Consider the following 13,083-nt stretch of genomic DNA (forward strand, 5'->3'; position numbering starts at 1 on the left):
CACCCGCGCGGCAGAAGAAAATCAGTCATATTAAAAATGTCTTACCAGGGAATAAATTTATTGATAGTGCAGATGCCGCTGAAGAACTGTACATCCTGATCGCACATTACGTTAAGCATCTGAGTCCATAGCAGTAAACAACCTGCGATGATGACTATCAGCAAAACCCAGCGTAATTTTTTCACTCCACACTCCGCATCAGTACCAGATGTCGCCAGGATAACATGACCTTCTTAAACCGCGGCTAACTGTAATACGAAAGGCAAGTTTAGGAATCATAGACTTGTTTCAAACGATGTTCATGCCAGAATGGACGCAAGGATAATACAAATAATGAGGCAACAATGCGATTGATCATTCGTACCATTGTGGTGCTGGCTATCTTGTGGATTGGCGTATTATTAAGCGGCTACGGCGTATTAATGGGCAGCAGTGAGAATGCCGGGGGGCTGGGATTGCAGTGTAAATATCTCACGGCTCGCGGCATCAGTACCGCACAATATGTTCATTCCAGCAGCGGTATTATCGGCATTACCGATTGCCCTATCCTGCGAAAAAGCGCCACGGTTGTTGATAACGGCTAGTCACGATCGGGCTACAGACGCTGTAGCCCGATTTACGCACAAGGTCAGAACGGATAATCGTTGTAGCCCATCTGTTCTGAAATTTTACGCGCCGCCGTGTGCAGCATCGCCACGTACTCGTTCAGGCGCTCTTCCGAGAAACGCAGCGTCGGGAAAGAGATACTCAGGCCCGCGATAACCACGCCGAAGCGGTCGAAAACCGGAACCCCGATGCAGCGCAGTCCCTCTTCCTGCTCTTCGTTATCTTCGCCATACCCCTGCTCGCGGACCTTATCGAGAACCGCCAGCAGCTCTTCGGTGCTGGTGATAGTTCGGTCGGTGCTGCGTTTGTACTCCACCCCTTCCAGAATCTGCTCAACCTCGGCACGATCGCGCCAGGCCAGCAGCACTTTACCGATCGCGGTGCTGTACAGCGGGTTACGACGCCCGATGCGCGAATACATGCGCAAATTGTACATTGAGTCGATTTTGTGGATGTAAACAATGCTGTCTTCATCCAGGGCGCCCAGGTGGACGGTCTCTTTCGTCAGGCGTGAAAGCTCGCGCATCTGAATATCAGCGCTGCGCACCAAATCAACGTTCTGCAAAGCCCGCGCGCCAAGTTCGAAGAGTTTCAGGGTCAGAGAATATTTCTCGGACTCACCTTCCTGAGCTACGTATCCCAGCGATTTCATGGTCTGCAAAAAGCGATAAACGGTGCTTTTTGACATCATGACGCGCTGGGACAGTTCGGTAATGCCAATTTCACGCTCTTCGCCAAGCGCCTGCAGAATGCCAAAAACCTTCAATACCGAAGAGACAGAATCTGGCTGTTTATCCAAATCTGCAACTGCCATTTATCACCTCATCGCAACTGTTTTATAAAAATTAGAACCGGTTTTTATTATAAATTCGCATCCCGTTACCCGCAATCGTTCTTCTGCCGATTCGTTACAAATCTGCGACATGCCGCTGAATAATCAATGCTAAAATTATTAACCAGTTAATAGTTCCCGATAAGATACAGACTTCACATGGATAAAAACATCTCCGATGGGCTGCCTTTACCGCAGCGTTACGGCGCCATTCTGACCATTGTATTAGGCCTGGCGATGGCGGTGCTGGACGGCGCTATCGCCAACGTCGCCCTGCCGACCATCGCCAGCGATTTAAACGCATCCCCGGCCTCTTCAATCTGGATAGTTAATGCCTACCAAATTGCTATCGTTATCGCGCTGCTGCCGCTCTCTTTCCTCGGCGATATGGTCGGCTACCGGCGTATTTATAAAATCGGCCTGGTGCTTTTTACCTTCACGTCACTGGCCTGCGCGCTCTCCAGAAGCCTGGAAATGCTGACCCTGGCGCGCGTGGCGCAGGGGCTCGGCGGCGCGGCGCTGATGAGCGTTAACACCGCGCTGATTCGCCTGATTTATCCTCAGCGCTTTCTCGGCCGCGGGATGGGGATCAACTCTTTCGTGGTGGCCGTCTCCTCCGCGGCGGGGCCGACCATCGCCGCCGCGATTCTCTCAATGGCTTCATGGCAATGGCTGTTTCTGATTAACGTTCCGCTGGGGATTATTTCACTGCTTCTCGCGATGCGCTATCTGCCAGCTAACACCGGCCGCAGCAAGGTTACCCGCTTCGACCTGCCGAGCGCCATCATGAATGCCCTCACTTTTGGCTTACTGATTACCGCCCTCGGCGGGTTCGCTCAGGGCCAGTCAGGCGCGCTGGTTGCGGCGGAGGTTATGGCCATGCTGGTCGTCGGGTTCTTTTTTGTCCGCCGCCAGCTCAAAATGCCGGTCCCCCTGCTGCCGGTTGACCTGCTGCGCATTCCGCTATTCTCTCTGTCAATTTGTACGTCGATATGCTCTTTTTGCGCCCAGATGCTGGCGATGGTTTCGCTGCCGTTCTTCCTGCAGTCAATGATGGGGCGTAGCGAAGTGGAAACCGGTCTGCTCCTGACGCCGTGGCCGCTGGCCACTATGGTCATGGCGCCGCTGGCGGGATATTTGATTGAGAAAGTTCACGCCGGGCTGCTGGGCGCGATGGGTCTAATCATCATGGCCTGCGGCCTGTTCGGCCTGGCTTTACTGCCCTCCGCGCCGTCGGACCTGGATATTATCTGGCGAATGGCGCTCTGCGGCGCGGGCTTTGGCCTGTTCCAGTCCCCCAACAATCACACCATCGTCTCGTCAGCGCCGGCTCATCGCAGCGGCGGCGCAAGCGGCATGCTGGGGACCGCGCGCCTGCTTGGACAGAGCACTGGCGCCGCGCTGGTGGCGCTGCTGTTTAACCTGCTGGGCAATAGCGGAACCCACACCGCCCTTTTGCTGGCCGGAACGTTTGCCGTCGTCGCGGCCGCGGTCAGCGGGCTACGCGTCACGCAGCCGCGCGTCAGGCTGTAACGCAAAAACCGGCGTAAAAAAATCCGCAGCCCGAAGGTTGCGGATTTTTGTTTTCAGGGCCAGGCGCGACGGTTATTTCAGGTATTCGCCGCTGCGCAGGGCTTCAATACGTTTATCCAGCGGCGGGTGAGTCATAAACAGCTCGCTCATGGATTTCGCTTTGCCGTTAATGCAGAACGCCATCATGCTGCTGGCCTCCTGCGGCTCATAGCTGGTTTTCAGACGCTGCAGCGCGGCGATCATTTTCTCACGCCCTACCAGCTTCGCTGAACCGGCGTCCGCATGGAACTCGCGGTAGCGGGAGAACCACATGGTGATGATGCTGGCCAGAATACCAAATACCAGCTCCAGCACCGTGGCGACCGCAAAGTAGATCAGCGGGTTGCCGTTGCTGCTTTCACCTTCATCGCGGTTGCCGCCGAGGAAGCCCGCCGCAATCTGCGCGATAACGCGCGAGATAAAGATAACGAAGGTGTTCACTACCCCCTGGATCAGCGTCATGGTGACCATATCACCGTTGGCGATGTGGCTAATCTCATGGGCGATAACCGCTTCCGCTTCATCACGGCTCATGTTCTGCAGCAGCCCGGTACTGACCGCCACCAGCGACGCATCGCGGCGCGCGCCGGTCGCGAAGGCGTTAATATCCGGCGCATGGTAGATAGCGACCTGCGGCATAGCGATACCCGCCTGGCGCGCCTGCTGCGCGACGGTATTCATCAGCCAGCGCTCGGTTTCGTTACGCGGCTGCTCAATGACTTCCCCACCCACCGATTTCAGCGCCATCCATTTCGACATCAGCAGCGAAACGATTGAGCCGCCGAAACCAAACAACAGGGCCATGATCAGCAGCCCGGTCATGCTGCTTGACTGAATTCCCGTCAGGCTCAGCACCAGCCCGAACACCACCATCACTGCCAGGTTGGTCAGCAGGAAAAGCGCGATTCGCATCATAATTTTCTTTTAACCTCGATTTAACAAAACGCACTATGCGATTACCCACATGGTATGGGTAGAACACCAATTTTCAACCATCAGGCCCCGCTAAGTCACGAGAAAGACACAACTTTACATTTTGTAGCATATTGCTGACGCTGGGCAAAAGCGTTGACATTTTGTTGAAATCAGGCAATGAACGTTGGGAAAGGCGAGAAAGAAAACGGGCACAACTTAGTGTGCCCGTTGGGGGATTATTTACTGGCCGGAGGCTCGACCGCTGGCCGATCCTTTTCCTCATGGGCCAGGTCGAGCGCAATATGAACCGTTTCATCAAGATACGGGTCAGGCTCCTGGTAATCCTTCGGCAGATCTTCCAGCTTTTTCAGTAGCGGCTTGCCTTCGCGTTTCAGGCGATCGTTAACGCGGGCCAGACGAATTGCATCATCTTCTTCATTCTCCTTTTCACGCTGCGCGTAATTCAGGGAGACGATGTTGCGTTTGTCTTTCATCGCGTTATAGCGAGCAATGTCCTTCATGATGTACTGGAACTCAGGATCCTTGGCGATACGCGCATCGTGGCGCTTCAGCAGCTCGGCTCCGAACGGCGTCAGGTCACCATACTTCACGAAGGTTGCCGCATTGACGCTATCCCACGGCAGCGCGTTATCTTCATACTGCTCGCCGGTTTCACGCTCTTCGGTTCCGGTCGGCATCATGATGTCCGGCGTCACACCCTTGCGCTGAGTACTCCCGCCGTTAATACGGTAGAATTTCTGGATGGTGTACTGTACGGACCCCAGCGCCGGCCAGTCAGGGCGCAGCATCTGATCGTAAATGCGGTTCAGCGAACGATACTGCTGGACGGTCCCCTTGCCAAAGGTCGGCTCACCGACGATCAGTGCGCGGCCATAATCCTGCATCGCGGCGGCGAAAATTTCAGAAGCCGAGGCGCTGAAACGGTCGACCAGCACCACCAGCGGGCCTTTGTAGTACACCACGCCGTCGGTATCGCTGTCTTCACGCACCTTACCGTTATTATCGCGAACCTGGACAACCGGGCCGGATGGAATAAACAGGCCAGAAAGCGAAACCGCTTCGGTCAGCGCCCCGCCGCCGTTGCTGCGCAGATCGATAACGATGCTGCTAACGTTCTGTTTCTCCAGTTTCTGCAGCTGAACCTTGACGTCGTCCGTCAGGCCAACATAGAAACCCGGAATATCCAGCACGCCAACCTTCTCTTTGCCGACGGTTTTGACTGACATCTTAACCGCGCGGTCTTCAAGACGAATGCGTTCGCGCGTAAGGGTCACAATCCGCGTTTTCGCGCCTTTACCCGCCGGGAGAATTTCCAGACGAACCTTGCTGCCCTTGGGACCTTTGATCAGCGCCACGACATCATCAAGACGCCAGCCGATGACATCAACCATGCCTTTACCCGGCTGGCCAACGCCAACGATACGGTCGCCCACGCTGATGGATTTACTCTTCGCCGCAGGACCACCGGCCACAAGTGAGTTGATCACCGTGTAGTCGTCATCCATCTGCAGTACCGCGCCGATACCTTCGAGAGACAGGCTCATTTCGGTGTTGAACTGTTCGGTATTGCGCGGAGAGAGATAGTTCGTATGCGGGTCGATTTCACGCGCAAAGGCGGTCATCGCCAGCGAGAAAACGTCTTCGCTATTGGTTTGCGCCAGACGGCGAATGGCAAACTTGTAGCGACGGGTTAGGGTCTCGCGAATCTCTTTATCATCTTTGCCAGCCAGCTTGAGGCTGAGCTGATCAAACTTCACCTTGGCGTCCCACAGCGCATTCAGCTCGGCCTCATCTTTCGGCCAGGGAGACTTGCTGCGGTCAAGGTTGAAGTTGTCATTGCCGGTAAAGTCCATCGGACGTTCCAGCACTTTCAATGCATATTGATAACGCTCAAATCGACGCTTCTGCGCCAGGTTATACAGGTCGTAAAAAACGTCCAGCTTCCCGCTGCGCAGCTCATCGCCGATTTGATTCTTTTTCGCGGCAAACTGGGCCACGTCGCTGGCTAACAGCACGTTATGGCTGTAGTCGAGCAGGTTCAGGTAGCGATCGAAAATTTTTGCCGAAAAGGCATTATCAAGATCGAACTGCCGGTAGTGAGAGCGGGTAAAGCGCGATGTGACGCGCTCGCTCACCGTCGCGTGCTGCGGCTCTTCTTTCAGCACGGGGATTTGATCGATCCGGGTGATATCGTCCACGGCGAACGACTGGCCTGCGATTACCAGCAGGCCCGCCAACGCGGTGAGCTTAAAGAATTTGTTCATGCCTGGCCCGGCCTCCGTTTCAGAACACCAGGTGTTCTGCGCGTACAATCATTGACATACCAGAAGTCAGCTGTACACGAACGCCATCTTTGGTGATTTCCAGGACGGTGGCGTCCATTGCATTATTGCCTGCTTTCACCTTCAGTGCCTGGCCAACGGTCAATACAGACACATCTGATACAGGGGTATGACGCTCTTCGCGCGGCGCTTTGGCTGCTGCTGCCGGGCGAGGTTTACGCTGCTCAGCGCCGTCTTTACGACGCGCCTGAGGCTGAGGACGCGGTTTACGCTCGCGACGTGCCCCCTCTTCCGGCTGGCCTGCTGCGGCAGCGGCTTCGCGTTTTTTGGCCTGCTGCGCTTCGCGCTGCGCCTGGACGCGGGCTTTTGCTTCTTCAAGCTGCTGACGGGCATGAGCGACGTGCTGCTCTTCCAGTTCGCCGCACGGGTTGCCATCAAGGTCAACGCGGACTGCGCCAGGCTTAACGCCGTACAGGTAGCGCCAGCTCGAAGTATAAAGACGCAAAGCAGCGCGAAGTTGGGTTTTGCTGAGATTCATCTCTCCGCCAACGCGCTCAACGAGATCCTGAAAAATACCGACTTTCAGGGGGCGAGCTTCGCCTTCAGCGCTAAAACACTGAGGGAAACGTTCGGCCAGAAACGCAATGACTTCTTTACTGCTATTCAACTTAGGTTGATTTTCCATGAAATTTCCTGATTACAACGGACGTAGCCAACAAGCCGCAGGCATGAACAGGCGTCATTATAATGACGTCATCGGTAAATGCTACGTTATCCGTTGATTATCCTGCGACGCGGGTGAATATTTTTTGATAATCAGTCGCAGAAATGAGTTTTTCCAGATGCGCGACCAGTTCTGCCAGTCCCTGCTCATCTTCAGCGGTGAAGCGGGAATGCGCCGTGCTATCGATATCCAGGACGCCGATAGTTTGATTGTTCACCCGTAACGGGAAGACAATTTCCGAATTACTGGCGGCGTCACAGGCGATGTGCCCATCAAACGCGTGAACATCCTCTACCCGCTGCACGCGATTCTGCGCGACGGCAGTCCCGCATACGCCGCGTCCGACCGGAATCCGCACGCAGGCCAGCTTGCCCTGGAACGGGCCAAGCACCAGCGTGTCACCTTCCAGAAGATAGAAACCGGCCCAGTTCACGTCGGTCAGCCGCTCGAACAGCAGCGCGCTGGTATTTGAAATCATCGCCAGAAAACTGGTTTCGCCTGCCATTAACGCCTGAAAATCGCGGTTCAAATCCGCGTAGAATTCTGATTTGTTCATTATTTGGTCGCTTAGTTGTCTTACTACCTTACACTTACAGCCTAATAAAATAAGCTTTAAATGCATTCATGCTCAAGATGAATTCATTCCTGAGTTAAGATAGAGAGATACACTCATTTCTGTAAGCTATAAATGCCACTAAAAACACCCAGGATTACGCCAGCAAAAAAAATGGTCGTCTACTCGGTCAGCGCCCCCGTTGAGCACGCTCACTATCAGCGCTGTCCGCAGTGCGACCTGCTGTTTCGTTTACCGGTCCTTAAAAAGAATCAAAGCGCCTGGTGTCCCCGCTGCAACGCCAAAGTGCGCGATGGCCGCGACTGGTCGCTTACCCGGCTGGGCAGCATGGCAATCGCGATGCTGCTGCTGATGCCTTTTGCCTGGAGCGAACCGCTGCTGCGTTTACATCTGCTGGGCGTGCGTATCGACGCTAACGTCCTTCAGGGCATCTGGCAAATGACCGGCCAGGGCGATCCGCTCACGGCGGCGATGGTGCTGTTTTGCGCGGTCGTGGCGCCGGTGCTGCTGGTGGTCTCAATCGCCTATCTGTGGCTGGGCAACGTGCTGGGCATGAATCTGCGCCCGATACTGCTGATGCTGGAGCGGCTCAAGGAGTGGGTGATGCTGGATATTTACCTGGTCGGCATCGGCGTCGCCTCCATTAAGGTGCAGGATTACGCCTTCCTGCAGCCGGGCATCGGGCTTATCGCCTATATCTCCCTCACCCTGCTCAGTATCCTGACGCTTATCCATATGAACGTTGAGGAGCTCTGGGAGCGTTTTTACCCCCAGCGCCCGGCGCTGCGGCCGGATGAAAACCTGCAGGTTTGCCTCGGCTGCCATTATACCGGCCATCGCGATTCGCGCGGCCGCTGCCGTCGCTGCCACACTCCCCTGCGCCACAGACGCCGCCAGAGCCTGCAAAAGAGCTGGGCTGCGCTGATTGCGTCAATGGTTTTCCTGCTGCCTGCCAACCTGCTGCCGATCTCGATTATCTACGTCAACGGCGCGCGTCAGGATGACACCATCCTTTCCGGCATTATGTCGCTGGCCAGCAGCAACGTCGCTATCGCCGGCGTCGTGTTCATCGCCAGTATTCTGGTCCCATTCACCAAAGTAATTGTATTGTTTACGCTGCTGGTCAGCATACAATTCAAGTGTGAACAGGGATTACGTACCCGCATCCTGCTACTGCGGCTGATTACCTGGATCGGCCGCTGGTCTATGTTGGATCTTTTTGTCATCGCATTAACCATGTCGCTGATCAACCGCGATCAGCTCCTCGCGTTTACGATGGGGCCCGCCGCGGTCTATTTTGGCGCCGCGGTAATATTAACTATCCTTGCTGTTGAATGGCTGGACAGCCGCTTACTTTGGGACGCACATGAGTCAGGAAACGCCCGCTTCGCCGACTGAAGCCAAAATTAAAACTAAACGCCGTATCTCGCCATTTTGGCTGCTGCCGGTCATCGCGCTGCTGATTGCCGGCTGGCTGATATGGACCAGCTACCAGGATCGCGGTACGACGATCGTTATCGACTTCCAGTCCGCTAACGGTATCGTTCCTGGCCGCACACCTATCCGCTATCAGGGGGTAGAAGTCGGTACGGTGGAGAACATCTCGCTGAGTAAAGATCTGAGCAAAATTGAGGTTTCCGCCAGCGTCAAGGGCGATATGAAAGATGCGCTGCGCAAGGAGACGCAGTTCTGGCTGGTGACGCCGAAAGCCTCGCTTGCTGGCGTGTCCGGCCTGGATGCGCTGGTGGGCGGTAACTATATCGGCATGATGCCCGGCCAGGGCGAGCCCGAGGATCACTTTGTCGCCCTCGATACCCAGCCGAAGTACCACATCAATAACGGCGAGCTGATGATTCATCTCAAGTCAGCGGATTTGGGTTCGTTAACCAGCGGCTCGCTGGTCTACTTCCGTAAGATTCCGGTCGGCCGGGTATATGACTACGCCATTAATCCGAACAATCAGGGCGTCACCATTGATGTGCTGATCGAGCGGCGTTTCACCAACCTGGTGAAAAAAGAGAGCCGTTTCTGGAACGTATCCGGCGTGAAGGCGGACGTCAGCCTGAGCGGAGCGAAAGTCCAGCTGGACAGCCTCTCGGCGCTGGTGAACGGCGCTATCGCCTTTGATTCCCCGGATGATTCTCCACAGGCTCAGCAAAACACGGACTATCACTTATACGAAGACCTGGCGCACAGCCAGCGCGGCGTGGTGGTTAAACTGGATCTCCCGGATGGCGCAGGCTTAAAAGCGGGCTCTACGCCGCTGATGTACCAGGGCCTGGAGGTCGGCCAGCTCAGTAAGCTGAATCTCAATGGCGACGGGAAAGTGACCGGCGAAATGACCGTCGACCCGAGCGTCGTCAGCCTGCTGCGCGAGAAGACGCTGATTCAGATGAAGAAGCCAAAAATCTCGCTGGATAACCCCAGCGTCAGCGCCCTGCTGACCGGCACCACCTTCGAGCTGGTCCCCGGCGAGGGTGAACCCCGCAACCAGTTTGCGGTGCTGCCTGCCGATAAATCCATTCTGGAAGAACCGGATGTCGCGACCGTCACGCTCACCGCGCCGGAAAGCTACGGCATCGACGCCGGGCAGCCGCTGATTCTGCACGGCGTGCAGATTGGCCAGGTTCTGGAGCGCAAGCTGAACGCCGATGGCGTCACGTTCCAGGTGGCGGTGATGCCGGAGTACCGTTCTCTGGTACGCGGCGATAGCAAATTCGTGGTCAACAGCCGCATCGACGTTAAAGTCGGCATCGATGGCGTGGAGTTCCTCGGGGCCAGCGCCAGCGAATGGGTCAGCGGCGGGATCCGCGTTATCCCGGGCGACAAAGGGGCGATGCAAAGCCGCTATCCGCTGTACGCGAACCAGGAAAAGGCGCTGGAAAACAGTATGAGCGATCTGCCGACCACCACGCTTACGCTCTCAGCCGAGACGCTGCCGGACGTGCAGGCAGGCTCCGTGGTGCTGTACCGTAAATTTGCGGTCGGGGAAATCATCACCGTGCAGCCGCGCAAGAACGCCTTTGAGATCAATATCCATATCAAGCCGGAATATCGCCATCTGCTGACCAGCAACAGCGTGTTCTGGGCCGAAGGCGGCGCGAAAGTGCAGCTTAACGGCAGCGGCCTGACGGTGCAGGCATCCCCGCTCTCCCGCGCGCTGAAGGGCGCGATTAGCTTTGATAACCTCAGCGGCGCCAGCGCCAGCGCGCGGATCGATAACAAACGCGTGCTGTATGCGTCAGAAACCGCCGCCCGCGCGGTGGGTGGGCAGATAACCCTGCACGCCTTCGACGCCGGTAAAATCGCCGAAGGGATGCCAATTCGCTACCTGGGGATTGATATTGGCCAGATCCAGTCGCTGAATTTAATTACCGCGAAAAACGAAGTGCAGGCGAAAGCGGTTCTCTACCCGGAATACGTCAATACCTTTGCCCGCGCCGGGACGCGTTTCTCGGTGATTACGCCGCAGATATCTGCGGCGGGCGTTGAACATCTGGATACCCTTTTCCAGGCCTATATCAACGTCGAGCCGGGACGCGGTGCGCCGCGCCGTGATTTCGAAATACAGGAAACCACGATCAGCGATTCACGTTATATCGACGGCCTGAGCATTATCGTCGAAGTACCGGAAGCGGGTTCGCTGGGTATCGGCACGCCGGTGCTGTTCCGCGGGCTCGAAGTCGGCACGGTGACCGGTCTGATGCTCGGTTCGATGTCGGATCGCGTGATGGTACAGCTGCGTATCAGCAAGCGTTATCAGTATCTGGTGCGCAACAACTCGGTGTTCTGGCTGGCTTCCGGCTATAGCCTCGACTTTGGCCTGATTGGCGGGGTGGTGAAAACCGGTACCTTTAATCAGTTCATTCGCGGCGGCATCGCGTTTGCGACGCCTCCGGGTACGCCGCTGGCGCCGAAAGCGCAGGATGGCAAACACTTCCTGCTGCTGGAGAGCGAACCGAAAGAGTGGCGTGAATGGGGCACCGCCCTGCCGCGCTAAGCATAACAGGCTCCGGTGTCCGCCGCCGGAGCCTTTATGGTAAACTACGCCCCCTTTTTTCGTTGTGGTGCGCTCCCCGTGGCTCAAAACGCTGTCTATCTTCCTGAAGAATTCCTCGCTCAAATGCGTGCGGCAATGCCGACGCATCTCTCTTTTGACGACTTTATCGCCGCCTGCCAGCGCCCGCTGCGGCGAAGCATTCGCGTCAATACGCTGAAAATCACGGTGGCTGATTTTTTGCAGCTGGTCGCCCCCTACCGCTGGCAGCTCACGCCGGTTCCGTGGTGCGAAGAGGGTTTCTGGATCGAGCGTGAAGATGAAGACGACCTGCCGCTGGGCAGCACGGCCGAGCACCTTAGCGGGCTGTTTTACATTCAGGAAGCCAGCTCCATGCTGCCGGTCGCCGCGCTGTTTGCCGACGGACAGATGCCGAAGCGGGTGATGGACGTCGCCGCCGCGCCGGGTTCTAAAACCACGCAAATCGCCGCCCGCATGGGTAACGAAGGCGGCATTCTGGCCAATGAATATTCCGCCAGCCGGGTTAAAGTCCTGCACGCCAACATCAGCCGCTGTGGAATCAGCAACGTGGCGCTGACCCATTTCGATGGTCGGGTATTCGGCGCCGCGCTGCCGGAATGCTTTGACGCGATCCTGCTCGACGCCCCCTGCTCCGGCGAAGGGGTAGTACGTAAAGATCCCGATGCGCTGAAAAACTGGTCGCCGGAAAGCAACGCGGAAATTGCGGTGACCCAGCGCGAGCTGATTGACAGCGCGTTTCACGCCCTTCGCCCCGGCGGGACGCTGGTTTACTCCACCTGTACCCTGAACCGGCAAGAAAACGAAGAGGTGGTCAACGGGCTGCTGGCGCGCTATCCGCAGGCGGTAGAAGTCGTGCCGCTCGGCTCACTGTTCCCGCAGGCCAGCGAAGCCCTCACCGAGGAGGGCTTTCTGCACGTCTTCCCGCAAATTTTTGACTGCGAAGGGTTCTTCGTCGCCCGTTTACGTAAAACCGCGGCCATCGACCCGCTCCCGGCGCCGGGTTATAAAGTGGGGAAATTCCCCTTCACGCCGCTTAAAACCCGCGAATCCGCCGCCGTGATTGCCGCCGCCGCCGCCGTCGGTTTGCAGTGGACCGCCGACCATACGCTCTGGCAGCGCGATAAAGAAATCTGGTTATTCCCACAGGCGCTCGAAGCGTTATTCGGCAAAGTGCGCTTTTCCCGCATCGGCATCCGGCTCGCCGAAACCCATAACAAAGGCTACCGCTGGCAGCACGAAGCGGTGATTGCGCTTGCTGCGCCGGCCGCTCCCCTGGCGCTGACGGAGGCCGAAGCGGAAGAGTGGTATCGCGGTCGCGATATCTATCCTGAAACGCTCCCGCAGAAGGATGATGCGATTGTCACCTATCAGGGCGCGCCGATCGGGCTGGCGAAAAAAGTCGGGTCGCGTTTAAAAAATAGCTATCCCCGCGAACTGGTGCGTGACGGTAAGCTTTTTAGCAAAAAAGCGTGATGGCGCGTCGAAAAACAGCATTTTTTCACTGGCGCTTTACGCCCG

At 56.6% G+C, this 13,083-nt stretch carries 11 protein-coding genes; 5 read left to right on the forward strand and 6 right to left on the reverse strand.

What is annotated here, in order from left to right:
- Positions 1-41: 41 nt before the first annotated feature.
- Positions 42-185: a PhoP/PhoQ regulatory lipoprotein MgrB gene (gene mgrB, locus CDA56_RS09005; protein ID WP_002911375.1), complete on the reverse strand. Its 144-nt coding sequence runs from the start codon at positions 183-185 to the stop codon at positions 42-44.
- 159 nt (positions 186-344) lie between these two features.
- Between mgrB and CDA56_RS09010 the strand changes: the two genes are divergently transcribed.
- Entirely contained in the window at positions 345-584 is a 240-nt protein-coding gene (locus tag CDA56_RS09010; RefSeq protein WP_004122000.1) for a YobH family protein, read from the forward strand.
- A gap of 44 nt (positions 585-628) precedes the next feature.
- Here the strand turns inward: CDA56_RS09010 and kdgR are convergent, their stop codons facing one another.
- Positions 629-1,420, reverse strand: a complete 792-nt coding sequence (gene kdgR / locus CDA56_RS09015) for a DNA-binding transcriptional regulator KdgR (RefSeq protein WP_004103314.1) — start codon at positions 1,418-1,420, stop codon at positions 629-631.
- Positions 1,421-1,597: 177 nt separating this feature from the next.
- Between kdgR and CDA56_RS09025 the strand changes: the two genes are divergently transcribed.
- A complete protein-coding gene (locus CDA56_RS09025) occupies positions 1,598-2,971 on the forward strand; it encodes an MFS transporter (RefSeq protein WP_048261011.1) in 1,374 nt (457 codons plus the stop codon).
- Positions 2,972-3,043: 72 nt separating this feature from the next.
- Here CDA56_RS09025 and htpX read toward each other — a convergent pair whose 3' ends face one another.
- The 4 genes from htpX to CDA56_RS09045 all read right to left on the reverse strand — a co-directional run bounded on the left by htpX (position 3,044) and on the right by CDA56_RS09045 (position 7,508).
- Positions 3,044-3,925, reverse strand: a complete 882-nt coding sequence (htpX, locus tag CDA56_RS09030) for a protease HtpX (RefSeq protein ID WP_014229823.1) — start codon at positions 3,923-3,925, stop codon at positions 3,044-3,046.
- Between the two features lie 236 nt (positions 3,926-4,161).
- The gene (gene prc / locus CDA56_RS09035) at positions 4,162-6,210 is read right to left on the reverse strand and encodes a carboxy terminal-processing peptidase (protein WP_047723566.1); all 2,049 of its coding nucleotides are present in this window, start codon (positions 6,208-6,210) and stop codon (positions 4,162-4,164) included.
- Positions 6,211-6,229: 19 nt separating this feature from the next.
- Positions 6,230-6,913, reverse strand: coding sequence for an RNA chaperone ProQ (gene proQ, locus CDA56_RS09040; RefSeq protein ID WP_004852059.1), 684 nt, complete (start codon positions 6,911-6,913; stop codon positions 6,230-6,232).
- A gap of 97 nt (positions 6,914-7,010) precedes the next feature.
- Complete coding sequence (locus tag CDA56_RS09045; protein WP_014229825.1) at positions 7,011-7,508, reverse strand: GAF domain-containing protein; 498 nt, start codon at positions 7,506-7,508, stop codon at positions 7,011-7,013.
- Between the two features lie 132 nt (positions 7,509-7,640).
- On the opposite strand from CDA56_RS09045, the gene yebS reads away from it, so the two are divergent.
- The 3 genes from yebS (at position 7,641) to rsmF (ending at position 13,038) form a co-directional block, all read left to right on the forward strand.
- Complete coding sequence (yebS, locus tag CDA56_RS09050; protein ID WP_025106140.1) at positions 7,641-8,924, forward strand: membrane integrity lipid transport subunit YebS; 1,284 nt, start codon at positions 7,641-7,643, stop codon at positions 8,922-8,924.
- Positions 8,893-11,526: a PqiB family protein gene (locus CDA56_RS09055; protein ID WP_025106139.1), complete on the forward strand. Its 2,634-nt coding sequence runs from the start codon at positions 8,893-8,895 to the stop codon at positions 11,524-11,526. Before yebS ends, CDA56_RS09055 begins: the two co-directional genes overlap by 32 nt.
- Positions 11,527-11,604: 78 nt before the next feature.
- Entirely contained in the window at positions 11,605-13,038 is a 1,434-nt protein-coding gene (gene rsmF, locus CDA56_RS09060) for a 16S rRNA (cytosine(1407)-C(5))-methyltransferase RsmF (protein WP_042934115.1), read from the forward strand.
- Positions 13,039-13,083: the final 45 nt, after the last annotated feature.

Source organism: Klebsiella michiganensis, assembly GCF_002925905.1.
Lineage (GTDB): Bacteria > Pseudomonadota > Gammaproteobacteria > Enterobacterales > Enterobacteriaceae > Klebsiella > Klebsiella michiganensis.

Bases quoted from the DNA above. Each gene is read 5' to 3' on its own strand.
- kdgR (WP_004103314.1), bottom strand. From the start codon at position 1,420: ATGGCAGTTGCAGATTTGGATAAACAGCCAGATTCTGTCTCTTCGGTA.
- proQ (WP_004852059.1), bottom strand. From the start codon at position 6,913: ATGGAAAATCAACCTAAGTTGAATAGCAGTAAAGAAGTCATTGCGTTT.
- htpX (WP_014229823.1), bottom strand. From the start codon at position 3,925: ATGATGCGAATCGCGCTTTTCCTGCTGACCAACCTGGCAGTGATGGTG.
- CDA56_RS09010 (WP_004122000.1), top strand. From the start codon at position 345: ATGCGATTGATCATTCGTACCATTGTGGTGCTGGCTATCTTGTGGATT.
- CDA56_RS09055 (WP_025106139.1), top strand. From the start codon at position 8,893: ATGAGTCAGGAAACGCCCGCTTCGCCGACTGAAGCCAAAATTAAAACT.
- CDA56_RS09025 (WP_048261011.1), top strand. From the start codon at position 1,598: ATGGATAAAAACATCTCCGATGGGCTGCCTTTACCGCAGCGTTACGGC.
- prc (WP_047723566.1), bottom strand. From the start codon at position 6,210: ATGAACAAATTCTTTAAGCTCACCGCGTTGGCGGGCCTGCTGGTAATC.
- CDA56_RS09045 (WP_014229825.1), bottom strand. From the start codon at position 7,508: ATGAACAAATCAGAATTCTACGCGGATTTGAACCGCGATTTTCAGGCG.
- yebS (WP_025106140.1), top strand. From the start codon at position 7,641: ATGCCACTAAAAACACCCAGGATTACGCCAGCAAAAAAAATGGTCGTC.